This window comes from Desulfobaculum bizertense DSM 18034 (genome assembly GCF_900167065.1).
GTDB classification, from domain to species: domain Bacteria; phylum Desulfobacterota; class Desulfovibrionia; order Desulfovibrionales; family Desulfovibrionaceae; genus Desulfobaculum; species Desulfobaculum bizertense.
The window spans coordinates 85,455-101,775 of record NZ_FUYA01000005.1 but is presented as its reverse complement, the minus strand read 5'-3'; the positions used below and the strand labels follow the sequence as shown (position 1 = coordinate 101,775).

Sequence of the window (16,321 nt, the reverse complement as noted above, 5' to 3'; positions counted from 1 at the left end):
TCGTCGCAGGCAGGAGAGACAAATGACGCAAGTTTTCGCCATTCTCTTTGTTGTCGCGTGCTTCGGTACGCTGCTTTTGCACGTCTTTTCACTCCCCGCAAACTGGGTCGTCTTGGGCCTTGTTGCTCTGTGGAAAGCAACGCATCCAGAGATGAGCATGACGTGGCTCGGCTTTGGTGGTCTTGCACTTCTCGCTCTTGCGGGCGAAATTATTGAGTTTGTCATACGACTGAAAGGAGCCGAGCGCTACGGTGCGTCGTCAAAAGGCAACTGGGGTGGCGTCTTGGGCGCTATCCTCGGTGCAATTTTTGGCGCAGGCTTTCTGTTTGGAATCGGAGCACTCCCCGGTGCACTGCTTGGTGCATTTGGCGGGTGTCTGGCTGTGGAACGCCTTCAGGGACGTGACTTCGCGGGTGCTAAAAAGGCCGCTATTGGTGCCATGTATGGCACCTTTTTGGGCCTTGTCGCAAAAATCGGCATCGGCGTCGTCATGGCGGTAATGGCTGCCCAGAGCGTGTGGAGTGCTTAGGCTCTGTATATTTTATTTCTCTAGCTGAAAGGACTTGAAGTGATGGCTGATAAAAATGCATTCCCCACATATCGGGGTGATATGGAATATTTCTGTCTCGGATGTGGTGCCCGCTACGATACGACGGAACTGCATTACACCTGTCCAGACTGTGGGGGCGTGTTCCTGCTTCAGGACAAGAATTTTGATGCCCTTCGCGAGACTTCCGGCGAAGAGTGGCGAGAAATTTTCGATACCCGCGCAGGCTCCAAGAATGACCCACTGCGCGGCATCTTCCGTTTTTATGAGCTGATGGCTCCTGTCATGGACGACAAGGATATTGTGTTTCTGGGCGAAGGAAACACCCCCATCGTTCAGTCCAGCCCGCAGCTTTCTGCTGAGCTTGATGGCCAGAAGCTGGCTTTCAAGAATGATGGCCAGAACCCTAGCGCATCCTTTAAGGATCGCGGCATGGCCTGTGCCTTTAGTTTTTTGAATTATCTGATTCGTACTCAGGGCGCTGATGACATTCTCGCCGTGTGTGCATCGACAGGTGATACTTCTGCCGCCGCTGCCCTGTATGCGTCGTATGCCAGCGACAAGATTAAGTCCGCCGTGTTGCTCCCTCAGGGAAAAGTGACGCCTCAGCAGCTTGCCCAGCCTCTTGGCAGTGGTGCAACTGTTCTTGAGATTCCCGGTGTTTTTGACGACTGCATGAAGGTTGTTGAGCATCTTGCGGACAATTATCAGGTTGCTTTGCTGAACTCCAAGAACGCATGGCGCATTCTCGGTCAGGAGTCATATGCATTTGAGCTTGCTCAGTGGTATGACTGGGACCTCGAAGGTAAGGCTGTTTTTGTCCCCGTTGGCAATGCAGGCAACATCACCGCCATCATGAGCGGTTTCCTCAAGATGTATGACCTGGGCATCATCACTGCGCTTCCTCGTATTTTTGGTGTGCAGTCTCATCATGCTGATCCGGTCTATCGCTATTACGCAGAAGCACCAAAGAAGCGGAAGTATGCTCCCGTTGAAGTCGAGCCGAGTGTTGCTCAGGCTGCAATGATCGGCAATCCTGTGTCCTTCCCTCGTGTGCGTTACTTTGCCGAGAAGTTTGAAGCCATTGCTGGCGAAGGCAGTTTCCAGGTTGTGCAGGTTTCTGAGCAGGACATCATTGAAGGTATGCTTCTTGCCAACCGTCACGGCCACATTTCCTGCACGCAGGGTGGCGAGTGTCTCGCAGGTCTGGTTAAGGCCCGTCAGCTTGGTCTCATCTCTGCTGATGAAACCGCTATTCTTGACGCAACTGCTCACATGTTGAAGTTCATTGGCTTCCAGAACATGTATTACGAGAACACCTATCCCGCTGAGTATGGTATTACCCCCAAGCCCGAGCTTGCGAACATGCCTGAGCTGGTCATTGACGCAGAGTCTAAAGAAAAACTCAGCGCTCAGGATTACACTGTCGCTTGTGCAAGCAGCATTGTTGAAAAGCTTGGCCTTAAGCATAGGTAGTATGTTTTTTGGGGGGCCTGTTTCAGCGCGGTTGTGCTGTATGGGAAGGGATTTTTTTGGGGGCCAGCCCCCAAACCCCCGCGTAAGGGAATGATTCCCTTACGTATCCTCATCGAGTTTAAAAGCCGTTCAAGCTTCGCTTGGACGGCTTTTAAACTTGTTGGGGCTGCCTAAAGCGGCTTCTTTCCCGTGCGTTGCCACCATTTTCTTTTGAACACTTGCGTTCAAAAAGAAAAAGTACGCTCAGGAAAAGGCAGAAGAACACGCGATCGGGAAACGCCACTAGGCCAAAATTTTAGGGCCGGATGTAGGGGAAAGCCAACGGCTTTCACACATCCGGCCCTAAAATTTTGGGCGATAGCGGGATTCCCAAGGGCCTCGTCCTTGGGCGGGGTCAAGGGGCAGCGCCCCTTGCAGAGGTGCGGGGACAGAGTCCCCGCCGCCCACCCAAGCGCCCACCGTGCTCCATTCCCACAAAGCTTTAGAGCTTGAGGGAAAGCGAGTGATGTGTCATGTCTGGACGATAATTTGGTGATATGTGTAACATAAGAGTAAGCAAGTCTAACGATGGCAAAGAAGAAGATACGAGCGGACCAGCGGCTTTATGAGCTAGGTCTTGCTGAGAGTGCGGAAAAGGCGACGCGTCTTGTAATGGCGGGCCTCGTGTACGAGGAGCGAAAGGGCCAGCAGGTTCGGATAGAGAAGCCGGGCCAGCAGGTGAGTGCGGAGTCCTTTTTGGAAGTGAAGGGGATGAAGCGTTTTGTTTCTCGTGGGGCGTATAAATTGCTCACGGCGATAGACCATTTTGGGATATCGTGTGAGGGCAAGATTGCGCTGGACGTAGGTGCGTCGACGGGTGGTTTTACCGACTGCCTGCTCCAGCATGGAGCGAGCAGGGTGTATGCTGTTGATGTTGGTTATGGCCAGCTTGACGGGAGTCTTCGTAATGATCCCCGGGTGGTGAACCTGGAGCGCACAAATATGCGACTTGCGCAGGACGATTTGATTCCAGAGCTTGTCGACATGATCGTTGCGGATGTATCGTTTATTTCTTTGCTCAAGGTTATTGCGCCGAGCATGCGGTTTTTGAAACCGGGTGGCGAGATTGCCGTACTGATTAAGCCTCAGTTTGAGGTCAGCTCTGACCAGACGGTCAAGGGTGTTGTCCGAGACGATGCTCTGCGAAAAGAGACCGTAGCGCGGGTGATTGGAGACCTTGAGCGGGTGTGCGGGCTTGAGTTTATCGGGGAGATACCGTCCCAGATCAAAGGCCCGAAGGGTAACCAGGAACATATCGTCTATATGCGACGTCCGCAGGAGCAGGGCGAATAAGCGAGGACGGCGCACGGAGGTCGAGCTGTGAAACACTTGCAAGATGTTCCAGAGATTCGGCACCTGATAGAGGAGGCTGATTTTGTCACGCACAGGTCTGTTGCGGGGCATGGCGGCCTGCGGACTTTTTTGTCTGGAATGTGCACACAGTCCCCACGCTGGATGAGTGTTCGAGCGCCAAAGCTGCATTCTGGAGAGAAGGTTTCTTTTGAAACACTGCGCCGTTCTGTCGAAAAAAAAGCAGGAGACGAAATTGCCCTTCCGGGTGATCGCCTCCTGTGCTTTGTGACTGTTGCCGCGTCAGATGTCTTCTGGATTGGCGAGCAGTCGCACCGCAATCTGCGAGTTTTTTTCGCTGTCGCGGTGGAAGACCGTGAAGATGGACCAGAGCTTTTTCATGTTGCGAACGTGGTTCGGTTTAAAAATGTGCTTGGACTGCTTCAGTTCTTTTTGCTGCGACCATTCCATGCGTGGATATCGCGAAAGCTGATGATTGCGGGTTCGAGAGCCGTGTGCTCCTAGCTGTGCTGCATCTTGTCCATGAGCGTTGCCAAGGCCTTGAGATGCCGTTTTTCTTCTTCGGCGAGCTTGTAAAAGAGCATTTTGCTTTCTTGCCGAGGTGGGCGCTTTGAGCAGCGAAGATAGAGATCTAGAGCCTGAGTTTCAAACATCATTCCGGTTTCAATGATCGAGAGGCTGTCTGAAAGCGCGGGACGGTTGTACTCAATAAATTCCTCGGCAGTGAGTCCACCTTCGAGTGCTTCTGTGGGCGGGATGGATTCGGTGAGGAGATTGAGATCAAGTTCATGCCCCATAAGCTGCCGATACGTAATAAGAAGCCAAGACTTGTGTTTTTGTTCAAAAGATGCGAGCCGCGTGAGTGTGCCGACCAGTTCTGCGTCGGTATTTTCTTTGGCAAGCTGAGAATAGAAGCGTGAAAGCTGCTCTTCCATGCGGCAGGCAACGGTAATAATTTCAGCTTCGGTTGCATCTGGGGTAAAGACGGCAAGCCCGGCGCTTGAAGGGCCGACGGCAGAGATGCCAAGCCAGCTGTTCATGCCGCCTGTCATGTTGGACACGTCCTCAAAGTCTTGCGCCTTGAGGAGCGTTGCGGCAGCTGCACTTCGTGCGCCAGAGCGGCAATAGACAACAATGGGGCGATGGAGCGGAAGTTCATCCAGACGCTGGGTTAATTCTGGCAGAGGGATGTGCAGGGCGCCGGGAAGGTGCTCTTCCTCGTATTCCCAGTCCTGCCGGATATCGAGCAGAATCATGTTTTGGTTGCCACGTTCGGTGAGTTGCTTGCGGATCTGTTCGGAATCAACACGTTTAACATATTCTGACATGTGATTATCCCGTTTTGTTGTGTTATCTGTTTGAGATCGTATGATAACACAGGGTGAAGAAAGCTGTCACCCTGCACAGGGGCAGCTTTGCGAAAAGAGAAATGGCTGAGGATGTGGTTTAACTGCGTGATGAAAGGCTGGTTATGATGCGAGTGTTTTCACCGAAACTGACTGTGTGCTACGAAATTCTTTTTCTTTGTGCTCTGGCATTGGGGCTGGCGTACATAGCCAACATGCATAATCCCAAGGGATTGAGCTGGGAACAGGTTCCACTAAAAACAACAACAGTTGTGCAACAAAACGACGGGCTTCCAGAAGCGGGGACCGTTGGCGTTGTGACAACGGAGCAGGCACTGGATCTGTTTACTGAAAAGGGTGCTGTTTTTGTTGATGCCCGTTTCCCGGAAGATTTTAGTGAAGGGCATGTCCCCGACGCGGTAAACATATCGCCTGGGATGTTCTCCGAGGATGCAATGGAGCTTTTGGGTCCGGCAGAAAATCAGACCCTGCCCCTGATTGTGTACTGTAGCTCACTGAGTTGCCGAATGAGTAACGAGCTTGCGGAAAACCTGCTGATGTTGGGCTATTCCAATGTCTATGTGTATGAGCAGGGCTTTGAAGGCTGGATTGAGGCTGACGGACTTGTGGAGATGAGCCGATGAGAACATGTGCTGCATGGTTTTCCCGAATTCTTGGCGTTCTGTTTATCCTTGCCTCGGTCGATAAAATTCTGCATCCGGAATTTTTCGCACAGGTTATCGTGAATTATCAGGTGATTCCTGTCGCCTTTGTTAATCCTATTGCGATAGTGCTTCCGTGGCTGGAACTTGTGTGCGGTATCGCGCTTATGTTCCGGGCATTCCGAAGAGGCGCGGCATTGATTGTTGTGCTGATGCTGCTGACCTTTATTGGCCTGATGTGGTTCAACGTTGCCCGCGGGCTTGATGTGAGCTGCGGATGCTTCTCTGTTCGCCCTGATGCAAAGGGCGATATGATCCACTCGGTGTGGCGCGATACAGTTTTGCTGCTCATGGCGGTGGTTGTCCTGTGGCGTGGCTTTGTTGAACAGGCCGAGGCCAAGGCTTTGGCCCTGCTGATGGAAGACATTCGGACAGGCCGAACCCGCCCGCAAACAGCTGACTCCGAAGTTTTTACTGTTGGAAATTTTGGAGCTGATGAGCCTCAGCCAGAACGCGCTGGAGTCTCTGCTGCCCGCGCACGCTGGGGGGCACTGGGAAATGTCCCTGAACACTCCGATTCCACAGAAGAGCGCAGGCCAGAATCCTTGCTGCATGATGTGCCTGATGAAAATCAGGATACAGAGAAGCCAAAAGAAGAGCCTGAGCCTGGGGCTGAGCCGATTGCAATGCCCCTAGATCCAGAGGTTGAGCCTGAGCTTGAGCCAGAGGTCGAAACCGAAGCTGAAGAAGAGAGCGTACAAACCGGAAAAGAGGAAAGTACGAAGCTCGATTCAGAAGAAAAGAAATAAAAAAGGACGCGCCGTGGAATTTTTCTGCGGCGCTTTTTTGTTTCCAAATATTTTGATGGATAGCACAGAATCCTTGCGAAACGAGTGGTATATGCTATGAATCGGACACGCTGAATTGACAGCGTGTTACGGTCGGTGTACCGCCCTTGTGATAGCCGCATTCTGCGGCGTTCTGAAAACAAGTAGAAAAATCATGGTTCAGCAGGAAACAGGCTCTGTTTTTGAGCGGCTGGGGACGACGACTCTTCGCGTTGACTGTGCCGGAAAAACATGGCCCCTTCTTCGCCCGTCCAATTTTGAAGCTCTGTGGGAGAGCATTGGAAAGACTGGCGAAGAGGAACGAGCACCGTACTGGGCTGAACTCTGGCCGTCGAGCCTTGTGCTGTGTGAATGGCTTGAGGCGCACAAAGAGTGCATTCAGCACGCACGGTGTGTTGACATGGGCTGCGGCCTTGGGCTTTCGGCACTGTGTGCTGCACAGTGTGGGGCGCAGGTCTTGGCGTTAGACTATGAGTTTGAGCCACTGGTTTATGCGGCAGAGACTCAGCGGCGTCTTGGTATACCACGGGTAACATGGGCTGTGATGGACTGGCGAAAGCCTGCCCTTGCGCAGCATTCCGCAGACTTTGTCTGGGGCGGAGATATTGTCTATGAGCCGTCTTTTGTGGAGACTGTGGCAGAATTTTTGGACTGGAGTCTTGTTCCCGGAGGCCGGGCATGGATTGTAGAACCCAATAGAGTTGTTGCAAGACCATTTAAAGGGGCTATAGAGCAGCGGGGCTGGGATTTTACACGGGTGTTTACCCGTTCTCTGGAGTGGGAAAAGCATTCCGTTACCCTGCATTTGCTTGAGATTGTAAAAAAGGCTTGACCCTAAGTGGTTAGCATGAAAAACACCAGAATTCGCGGAGGATGTAATGGGAAAGACAATTCGGTTTGGAGTCTCACTCGATTCGGACCTCCTCGACAAATTTGACCGGCACTGTGAAGAAAACAGTTATCAGACCCGGTCTGAGGCTATTCGTGACCTCATCCGAAATACCCTCGTCAAAAACGAGTGGACTGACGAAAATCACGAAGTCGCCGGGACGCTGACCCTGGTCTATGACCATCATCAAAGTAACCTTTCACAGCGTCTCACAGAATTGCAGCACGAGGCTCATCATCTGATTATGTCTTCGCTGCATGTTCATCTGGATCATTTCAATTGCCTAGAAGTTCTGGTGCTCAGAGGCACCGCAGGCGAAATCCGTAATCTGGGCCAGCGCCTTGTTTCCACCAAGGGAGTGAAGCACGGCAAGCTGAGCCTGACAACGACTGGACAGGATTTGGTATAGTTTCCATGCAGGATGTTCAAAATGGCCCAGCAAAAGTGGCCATGCCTATTGATCGTGTTGGCGTGAAGGAATTGCGTACTCCTATTCTGGTTCGCAACCGGGATCACAAAGAGAATGTTCAGCACACTGTTGCAAGTGTTGACCTTTCTGTGGATCTTCCTGCAGAGTTCAAGGGCACCCACATGAGCCGATTTGTGGAGGCTCTTGAAGCGTGGGACGAAGAACTGGACTACAAGAGCTTCAAACGCCTTTTGGGTAATGTTCGCGAAAGGCTTCAGGCCAAGCGCGCCCATTTGACCTTCCGATTCCCATATTTTCTGGAGCGCACGGCTCCGAGTACAGGAAGCAAAGGACTGATGGATTATCAGTGTGAACTCACAGGTGTTCTCGAAGGTGATCAGCTGAGCTTTGTGCTGGGCGTCGAAGTGCCTGTGATGACTGTCTGTCCGTGCTCTTTGGCTATCTGTCACGGTGGAGCGCACAGCCAGCGGGCCATTGTAACAATTCGTACCCGGTCGACAGGACTGGTGTGGATTGAAGACCTGATTGCTGTTGCTGAAAAAGCTGGCTCCTCCCCGGTTCATTCTGTGCTCAAGCGCGAAGATGAACGAGACGTGGTTGATTCTGCTTTTGCCAATCCGGCTTTTGTGGAAGATGTGGTCCGCTCTGCGGCGCATTCTCTCCAGAAGATGGAGCAGGTTTCGTGGTTCCGGGTTGATGTGGAAAGCCAGGAGTCTATTCATAATCATAGCGCGTATGCGAGTATCGAGATGGAGAATACTCACTAAGATACTTTGTCCCTTTGACTTTTTTGTCTGGGGGCCGTAAAACTGCGCTTTAAAGCAGTTGCACCGGCAACTGCAGGGTTTTTCTTAAGGAGATGGTATGCAGTGCGCTGGGGGGCCACTGCAAAAATCAGGACTGCTTGGGCTGTAAGCGATATCCTGATTTGTAGCCAGAGGGGGCTTGACCAGCATGTGCTGGAGGCCTTCGGGGTCTGGCTATGAGGAGATGAAACCTTTTTACGTGTTCGTTTCATGCGCCTCTGATAGAATAGAGAGACATCCCATGCTCTCTAGGAGGGGCGCGTGTTCGCATCGATCAGGCCTACGATTCCATCCTATCGGGATCCTTTACAGGATTTTCCGATCGTCTGTTGCCGCGCCCGGTATGAGAAGGAAGAGCGTTATCATGATGTCTTTGTCATGAGATTGACACCAATGTGCGGGCAAAGAATTTCACACGAGTGTGGAAGACACGCCGAATGTGGGGGAGTGTTCGCACAATTGTGGAGGATGCATGGATATCGATAAAAGCGGAATCATAGGTCAGAGTCCCGCCTTAAAAAAAGTTTTCAAGGTTCTGGCCAAAGTCGCGCCTACTGATAGCACGGTATTAGTGACTGGAGAATCCGGGACCGGTAAGGAACTTCTTGTTCGTGCTCTGCACGCGAATAGCAAGCGAAAAGGAAAGCCTTTCGTTCCCGTCAACTGCGGAGCAATACCCGCAGAACTTCTCGAATCAGAACTTTTTGGACATGAAAAGGGTGCCTTTACGCACGCAATCCGTTCCCGGGCTGGCCGTTTTGAGCTTGCCGAGGGCGGAACAATCTTTCTTGATGAAATAGGCGAGCTTGACCTCTCGCTGCAGGTCAAAATCCTGCGAGTTCTTCAGGAAAAAGAGTTTGAGCGTGTGGGAGGAACCAAAACCCAGCAGGCCGACGTTCGTGTCGTTGCCGCAACAAATAGGGATCTGGAAGTCGAAGTTCAGAAGGGAAACTTTCGCGAAGACCTTTTTTATCGTCTCAACGTCATTCCACTTCATTTGCCATCATTGCGTGACCGCGGCAGTGATATTTCACTGCTGGCAGATCATTTTCTTGGAGGCTTCGCAGCGTCACAGGAGCGGAAGCCCCTGGCTTTGACTGCCGAAGCTCGCCGGATGCTTTTGGCATACGACTGGCCAGGAAATATTCGCGAGCTGGAAAACTTCATGGAGCGCCTGTCCATTCTTTGTGACGGCGACATCATTACACCGGATGAACTTCCTGAAAAGATCTGGCGCTGCGTGGGCAAAACTCCGCCACCACAGCCCAGTGAAGAAGCTCTTGCGCCGGTGGGCTTTTCTTGGCCAAGAATTCAGGACCTTCAGGAACGGGAGCTGGATCTCAAAAGCTTTTTGGATGCTGTTGAAGAGCGTTTGCTCGTGGAAGCCCTGGAGCTTTCTAACGGTGTCAAAAATCGGGCTGCCGAGATTCTTGGTATCAAGCGGACCACGCTGATCGAGAAGCTCAAGAAGAAAGGTCTCTAGTCTGTCTTTCTGGTATATCCATTGAATTGAGAGGCTTTTATGCTTTGGAAGTAGAAGAAATTCTGTTTCCGGTTGGAAGTCTGCACGCAAATTGCAAGAAGAGCCCTCGTGAAGAAACGAAATGTCCGCAGCAAGGTCTGCACGCTTTTCCTGATGGGAATGATCTGGTGCTCTCATCCTTTGGATGCAGATGCCATGAACCTTCGGTTCGGCATCCATCCTGATAAGGAGCGCCTTGTCTTTACTTTTCCTAACTCTGTTCCGCAGCATACGCTCAAGCGGACTGGTCGAAATGAGCTGCAACTTGTTGCGCCACAAGGACTGGGTCCCTACACGGGCAAACGGCCGCGTTTTGGAAATTCCAAGCTTGTCCGGGCGGTGAACGTCTCGAACAAGAGCGCTGGTATTCGGCTGGGAACAGATGCCTTTGGCTATGTCAGCTTTACCCTGAAGTCTCCTTCTCGTCTTGTGGTGGACGTTTTTCGCGATCCGCTTGGGGCGCGCTGGAAAAAGGCAAAAGATCAGGGTGCAAAAAGTTCGGCAGCTGCCGCAAAAAAAACTCCTGCTGCTCAGGCACAGAAGCATAGGGCGAAAAAGTCGTCTGAGTCTGTGAAAAAGCCTGCTGCTCAAAAAAAACGGACGCATTATGAAGTGCCTAATGTATTCCGTGGAGAGCTGGGCAAAAAAGGCGGAGTTTCTCCTACCAAAAAAGAAATTGCATCTCAGGCCGTGGCCGCATCGACGGCCCAGAATCCCGATGCTCAGCCGCAAGTGAAGGCAGAGAAAACTGCTCCTCAAAAAAAGGCGGCGATGCCCAAAGAGCTTTCGCAAAAGCCGTGGTCATTCCGTGGAAGCATTGATAAAGCTGACGGGAAAAAGAACGCAAAAGAGGCGAGAGCAGAGCGCTTGTCGCAGACTCGTCCTGCGTCCAAAGACCTGCCTCAGCCCCTCGTGGATGCTCCAGAGCCAGAAAGCCTGAAAAAAGCCGAGAAAGCCCCTGCTGCTGGACCAGATTTTGGCAAGCTCATGAATGCTGCGATCATTGCCCAGAACGGCAAGCAGTATGATGCAGCTCTTGAGCAGCTTGGGCACATTATTTCTGATAAGCGTGCGCCAAAGGACATGCGTGAAGAGGCCTTGTATATGAAGGGTGATGTGCTGTACGCCAAGTACGGTGATGACCTCGCAGGGCATTTTGATGAAGTGAACGGCGCATACGAAATTGCCATGAACGCAAACCTTGATTCGTCCCGGGTCCCGGCGGCGTTGCTCAAGCGCGGCGTGCTGAACCTGCGCGTGGATAATGTCCCTGAGGCCAAGGCCTTTTTCAAGATTCTTCGTGACAAGTACAAGAACGATCCCAACGTCCCACTGACCTATTATTACTGGGGCGACTATCATTTTAAGAATAAGGACTATGAGCGGGCAGCTGATGAATTTCAGTATCTGGTCCAGGTCTACCCAGACTGCACCTTTGTCCGTGAAGCTTCGCTTGGTCTGGCCCGTTCTCTGAAAGAACTTGGCTATGACGAGCAGGCCTACAAGATTGTCGACTTCATCGAAAAGCGCTGGCCTCGATTTTACATTGAGTTCCCGCCGTTCCTGCAGCTTGAGGGTGACGCCGCTTACGCGGTTAAGGACTACGAGGCTGCCAAGGATTTTTACTGGGCCTATTACAATATAGATCCTCGTGGCGATGATGCGGACATTATTCTTGCCCGTATTGGTGATGCCTACGTCAACATGGACCGCTTTGATGCGGCTCGTGAGATTTATGAAAAGGCAGTGAGCGATTTCCCGGACCGGGAAGGCGGGCTGGTGTCCAAAATGCGTCTTGCAGAAGAGGGCATTTATGACGAGCCGTCTTTGGCGCAGATGTATTCCATCTTTGACCGTCCGCTGACGCTTCGCCCCTCCCGTATCTACAAAGAAATTATTAAGGATCATCCAGAAAGCAAGCTGGCTCCGCTGGCACAGCTTAAGCTGGCCATTTGGGAGCTGTGGAACAAGCGCTACCTTGATGGACTGAAAGCCTCGAGTGATTTTGTAAAGAACTATCCAGAGAGCGAGTTGTTGCCTCGGGCTGTGGATGTTGGCATGCAGTCCTTTAGCGCGATGTCCAAGGCTCTGGTTGCGGAGGAAAATTATCCGCTGATCGTGAAGCTTTGGGAGAAGTATCCATTCTTGCGTGAGCACAAGGATCAGCTTTCACCGGGGGCGTGTATGGCCCTTGGTCTGAGTTTCTGGAAAGAGGGGCAGCCCGGCAGGACTTTGGCCCTGACTGAGCCGTACCTGAAAAAGCCTCAGATTCCCGAAATTTCTGAGATGGCCATGAGCCTTGCCCTGTCTGTGTATTTGGATAATCAGGCATGGGATAAGGTCGTTGAGGTCGCAAAGGATGTGAAGAATTGGGAGCTGACCCCTGAGCATCAGCGCGAGCTGAATTATGCACAGGGACTGGCTTTTGAGAATCTTGGCAAGATGGACAAGAGCAAGAGTTTTTGGAAAAAGCTTGCACAGGACAAGGAGCTTGATCCTCGGCAACGCGCATATGCCCAGAATTTCATGGCTCAGTCTCTTTATGATGATCGCAAGTACAAGGAAGCGTATGAATATGCGCAGGAATCCTTGAGTCTGCTGCTGGATACGCAGGGGAATGAAAACCGCATCCGTGATGATCTTCGGATTTTAATGGATGTGACTGAGAAAACAGGTCGTATTCCAGAAACCTTGAAATGGGCTGCGGAATATGAAAAACATATGAAGAAGGATGATCCCAGCTATCCTGCGCTCAAGTACCGGGTTGCCGGACTGTATCGCAAAGCTGGGGACACCGACCGTTGGAAGAACATGCTGAAAACTCTGGCAAAAGAATCTTCGGATACACTGTACGGGCGAATGGCGTCCTCAGATCTGGAGCTTGCTGCGCTGGAGGAAAACGCTCAGCAGTATCAGCCTGACGCACAGCTTCAATAATTCCACCGCCGAGGGAGTGGCGTCAGGACAGGGGGCAGAAATGCAAAGAAATCCTGTTGTCGCCGGACGTTTTTATCCAGACTCTCCCGAAGCGCTGAACCACGACCTTTCGATACTTATGCGCGGGGCAGGGGAGAAATCCTCTGCCCCGACGCTTTTGGCAATGGTCCCCCATGCTGGATACATGTTTTCCGGGCAGGTTTGCGGGCAAACACTTGCCCAGGCAAATCTGGCGAAAAAGCTTGTTTTGCTTGGCCCAAATCATACAGGGAGGGGAGCACGTCTTGCGGTTTGGCCAGATGGAAGCTGGCAGATCCCCGGTGCAGATGTCCCTGTTGAGAGTGAGCTGGCGCACAAAATTATTGAACAGCATCCCGCGATTTTTGCGGACCGTTCGGCACACCTCATGGAGCATTCGCTTGAGGTTGTTCTGCCGTTTTTAGCCTACCAGAATTGTGACCTTTCTATTGTTCCCATCAGCGTTTCCGAGCCTGATTATGGGCTGCTTGAACAGGCAGGAAATGCTCTGGGTGATCTTTTTTCTTCGATCCCAGAGGCAATATCCATTGCCGTAAGCTCTGACATGAGCCATTATATTAGTGCAGAAAAGGCTCGTACGCTTGACGGGGATGCCTTGGATGCTGTGATGGCCCTGAACCCAAGGGCGCTTTACGATGTCGTACGTAAGAAAAATATATCTATGTGCGGTATGTTGCCTATGACGCTCGGAATGATTATTGCCAAAAAGCTCGGCGCCCATTCGGCCCGGCTTGTTGCATATTCCAATTCGGGAGATGTGACGGGCGATTTTGATCAGGTCGTGGGCTACGCTGGGGTTCTTATCAGTTAACCATCCGACAAAGGATTGCCCATGACAATAAAAAAAGCATTCACCACATTGGGGACGCTTCTCGTGGCCGTGGCAATGATTGCGACCACTGCATGTACACCGACTGGACCTCTTCCGCAGCCTCGCCGGGTTGTTGAGCCGTCTAGCGTAGCGGGTGGAGTTCAGACTCCTCAATGGGATATTGCCGCTGTTGCGTATGAGCATCAGGGGCAGGGGCTTGATTATCAGGATGCAGATCTTGAACCTATTTATCTGGTGTTCAAAAACAAGAGCAACATGAACCCGCGCGTTCTCATTGACCAGACTCGCGGCGTGGCTCGTGATGGCGAATACCTTGCTTATGACGTTAACGAAGCTACCCAGCTTGTGTTCTCGTCTGAAGCCTTTACCAACAAGGCCAAGGGGGCAGGAAAGACCGCTGCTGTGAGTACGCTCATTGGCGCCGGACTTGGTGCTTTGCTTGGAACCATTGGTGGCGGGGATAATATTTGGAAAGGCGCTTTGATTGGTGGTGCTGGTGGCGCTCTCGCTGGCGGTACGGCTGGTGGCGTGGCAACGTCTGATGCTGAATTCAAGCAGACAATCCGTCAGGAACTGGTCCGGTATGGCTGGTCTGATGAGCCTATCCCGTCCCAGTACACCAAGGTAGGATATTTGTACTTCCCGGCTCGTGGCATTTCTTTTGTTCGAGTCGTGGTACGGGCTGGCGGAAAGATACAGAACTTCAATGTTCCGGTGACCTTCCAGTCTCGCCCAGCAAATTAGTACTCATACACACTCCTTTGGGTACGGCTCTGTCTCTCTCGCGAGGGGCAGGGCCTTCTTTGTTTTGGGCAGGAGGAAGACGTAAAAAAAGACCACCCTTTGTGCGGGTGGTCTTTTCGCTTTCACTTTAAGGAGAGAATGACGATTAGCTTTTCAGGATGCGGCGGGCAACTTCGTCCTGAATGTCGGTGATGAACGGAACGCCGGTTTCGCGCTCGGTCTCACGGTTTGCAGAGGCAATGTCATCGCGGGTGATTTTGTCCACGTTGAATTTGCGTGCGCCAGCCAGAAGCTGCTGGAGTCCTGCGGAGAGTTTGTCGACCAGAGTCCACATAGCGATTGCACCGTAAGGAATTTCTCCCATGCTTGCTTTGCCAATGCGGTCTTCGACAGCATGGTAGCCAGCAAAGATTTCTTCTGGAGAGTTGCCAAGCTCGCGGATTGCCGGGGGCAGGGTGTCCCAGTTGCCGTTGACTTTTGCGCGGCGTTCAGGGTGAAGCACGCCCTCGATGTTGGAACCGAGGAAGCCGGGAATCATCATACCGCGGCCCATGCAGACCATCTTGGTGTATGGGGCACCAAGGGCAAGAGACTTAAAGATGTTGGAGCACTTGGCAAAACCACCAGCAAAGCTGAGGTCAACCACGTTTTTGCCCTGAGCTGCGAGCATGGAGGCGTATTCGTATGCCTTGGAATGCAGCAGCAGAGATGGAACACCCCAGGTTTCCATCATGTTCCAGGGGCTCATGCCCGTTCCGCCACCTGCACCGTCAATGGTCAGCAGGTCGAGCTTTGCCTCGGAGGCGAGCTTGATGGCCATTGCGAGAGCTTCCATGCCATACGCACCGGTTTTCAGGGTGATGCGGCGGAAACCAAGAGAGCGGAGGTATTCCACAGAGTGCATGAAGTTTTCACGAACCTGATCAAAGGAATTCAGGTTGGTGTAACCAAGGCGGCTGTGGCGGGCAAAGGAGTGGATTGCACCGGAGCGGAAGCCTTCCTGCACTTCTGGGCGTTCGGGATCGGGGTCCACAAGGTAGCCGCGCTGTTTCAGGAAGCTTGCATACTCAATGCTGCTGACTTCGATTTCACCACCGATGTCTTTTGCGCCCTGACCCCATTTCAGCTCAATGATAACTTTGTTGCCGTATTTTTCTGCGATGTATTCGGCAACGCCGTTGCGGGTATCTTCAACGTTCATCTGAACGATGATGGCACCGTACTCGTCGTGATAGCGCAAGTAGGTATCAATGCGGCGTTCCAGCTCAGGAGCGCTGCTAATGCGGCCGTTTTTCAGCTCGGATTTGCGGTCAATACCAACAACGTTTTCACCAATAACAATCGGAATGCCTACGAGGGCGCAGCCGATTGCAAAGCTGTCCCAGTACTTGGCAGCGATGAAGGTTGAACCCAGCGCGCCGGTCATGAACGGAACGCGGCAGCGGGTCTTTTCTTCGGCACCAAAAGAGGTTTCCAGAGAGACATCAGTAAAAAGGCTGTCGCCGTTTTCTGCTTTTTCACCACCACAGCATGCACCGTAGTTGGCGCCCTGAATGCGCAGGGAGTTGTACGAGACACCAACGTGGCAGGTGTTGCCGCTGCCAGCGGTGACGGTACCAAAGTCCCTGGGGTACAGCATTTCACGGCCTTTGAGGCAGGAAAGCCATGTCTCACACTTTCCCTTGCAGTCGGCTCGGCACAGAGTACACAGACCGGATTCAATCGCGTTTCCGCGGTTCGTGCTGCCCAGAACGTCGTTATTTTTTGGCCACTGCATGATAACGCTCCATTGAAACTGAATTTTTTACATAAATGGAAAATATTTTCGATATCCCTTCCACGCGCATTTGACGAAAAAAATGCGTTGCTTACCATCAGCTGTTTCGAGAATGG

The 16,321-nt window shown here is 52.1% G+C and carries 15 protein-coding genes; 13 read left to right on the top strand and 2 right to left on the bottom strand.

Translation table 11 applies throughout. From position 1 onward, the window contains the following. The first annotated feature begins 22 nt into the window (after positions 1–22). The 4 genes from B5D23_RS08680 (at position 23) to B5D23_RS08665 (ending at position 3,877) form a co-directional block, all read left to right on the top strand. Complete coding sequence (locus B5D23_RS08680) at positions 23–529, top strand: DUF456 domain-containing protein (RefSeq protein ID WP_078685040.1); 507 nt, start codon at positions 23–25, stop codon at positions 527–529. A gap of 42 nt (positions 530–571) precedes the next feature. Next, on the top strand, positions 572–2,023 hold the full coding sequence (gene thrC, locus B5D23_RS08675) for a threonine synthase (RefSeq protein ID WP_078685039.1): 1,452 nt from the start codon (positions 572–574) through the stop codon (positions 2,021–2,023). A gap of 567 nt (positions 2,024–2,590) precedes the next feature. Continuing rightward, positions 2,591–3,355, top strand: a complete 765-nt coding sequence (locus B5D23_RS08670; RefSeq protein WP_078685038.1) for a TlyA family RNA methyltransferase — start codon at positions 2,591–2,593, stop codon at positions 3,353–3,355. Positions 3,356–3,382: 27 nt separating this feature from the next. Next, the gene (locus B5D23_RS08665; protein WP_078685037.1) at positions 3,383–3,877 is read left to right on the top strand and encodes a DUF2867 domain-containing protein; all 495 of its coding nucleotides are present in this window, start codon (positions 3,383–3,385) and stop codon (positions 3,875–3,877) included. On the opposite strand, the gene B5D23_RS08660 is transcribed toward B5D23_RS08665, so the two are convergent. Beyond that, positions 3,874–4,701, bottom strand: coding sequence for a rhodanese-like domain-containing protein (locus B5D23_RS08660; RefSeq protein ID WP_078685036.1), 828 nt, complete (start codon positions 4,699–4,701; stop codon positions 3,874–3,876). The two genes, B5D23_RS08665 and B5D23_RS08660, sit on opposite strands and share 4 nt — an antisense overlap. A gap of 143 nt (positions 4,702–4,844) precedes the next feature. On the opposite strand from B5D23_RS08660, the gene B5D23_RS08655 reads away from it, so the two are divergent. The 9 genes from B5D23_RS08655 to B5D23_RS08615 all read left to right on the top strand — a co-directional run bounded on the left by B5D23_RS08655 (position 4,845) and on the right by B5D23_RS08615 (position 14,428). After that, positions 4,845–5,363 carry a rhodanese-like domain-containing protein gene (locus B5D23_RS08655; RefSeq protein WP_078685035.1) on the top strand — a complete coding sequence of 173 codons (519 nt, stop codon included), beginning with the start codon at positions 4,845–4,847 and terminating at the stop codon, positions 5,361–5,363. Beyond that, positions 5,360–6,190 (top strand): MauE/DoxX family redox-associated membrane protein, encoded by an 831-nt coding sequence (locus tag B5D23_RS08650; RefSeq protein WP_078685034.1) that lies wholly within the window; start codon positions 5,360–5,362, stop codon positions 6,188–6,190. Before B5D23_RS08655 ends, B5D23_RS08650 begins: the two co-directional genes overlap by 4 nt. Before the next feature lie 193 nt (positions 6,191–6,383). Beyond that, positions 6,384–7,061 carry a class I SAM-dependent methyltransferase gene (locus B5D23_RS08645; RefSeq protein ID WP_078685033.1) on the top strand — a complete coding sequence of 226 codons (678 nt, stop codon included), beginning with the start codon at positions 6,384–6,386 and terminating at the stop codon, positions 7,059–7,061. 46 nt (positions 7,062–7,107) lie between these two features. Then, positions 7,108–7,527, top strand: coding sequence for a nickel-responsive transcriptional regulator NikR (gene nikR / locus B5D23_RS08640; protein WP_078685032.1), 420 nt, complete (start codon positions 7,108–7,110; stop codon positions 7,525–7,527). 5 nt (positions 7,528–7,532) lie between these two features. Further along, positions 7,533–8,315 carry a GTP cyclohydrolase FolE2 gene (gene folE2, locus B5D23_RS08635; RefSeq protein WP_078685031.1) on the top strand — a complete coding sequence of 261 codons (783 nt, stop codon included), beginning with the start codon at positions 7,533–7,535 and terminating at the stop codon, positions 8,313–8,315. A 511-nt stretch (positions 8,316–8,826) separates the two neighbouring features. Next, positions 8,827–9,837 carry a sigma-54 interaction domain-containing protein gene (locus B5D23_RS08630; RefSeq protein WP_078685030.1) on the top strand — a complete coding sequence of 337 codons (1,011 nt, stop codon included), beginning with the start codon at positions 8,827–8,829 and terminating at the stop codon, positions 9,835–9,837. Positions 9,838–9,945: 108 nt separating this feature from the next. Then, on the top strand, positions 9,946–12,813 hold the full coding sequence (locus tag B5D23_RS08625; protein ID WP_078685029.1) for a tetratricopeptide repeat protein: 2,868 nt from the start codon (positions 9,946–9,948) through the stop codon (positions 12,811–12,813). A gap of 40 nt (positions 12,814–12,853) precedes the next feature. Continuing rightward, positions 12,854–13,663 carry an AmmeMemoRadiSam system protein B gene (amrB, locus tag B5D23_RS08620; protein ID WP_078685028.1) on the top strand — a complete coding sequence of 270 codons (810 nt, stop codon included), beginning with the start codon at positions 12,854–12,856 and terminating at the stop codon, positions 13,661–13,663. A 21-nt stretch (positions 13,664–13,684) separates the two neighbouring features. Then, positions 13,685–14,428: a hypothetical protein gene (locus B5D23_RS08615; RefSeq protein ID WP_078685027.1), complete on the top strand. Its 744-nt coding sequence runs from the start codon at positions 13,685–13,687 to the stop codon at positions 14,426–14,428. Positions 14,429–14,573: 145 nt separating this feature from the next. Here the strand turns inward: B5D23_RS08615 and B5D23_RS08610 are convergent, their stop codons facing one another. Continuing rightward, on the bottom strand, positions 14,574–16,205 hold the full coding sequence (locus B5D23_RS08610) for a glutamate synthase-related protein (RefSeq protein WP_078685026.1): 1,632 nt from the start codon (positions 16,203–16,205) through the stop codon (positions 14,574–14,576). Positions 16,206–16,321 lie beyond the last annotated feature (116 nt).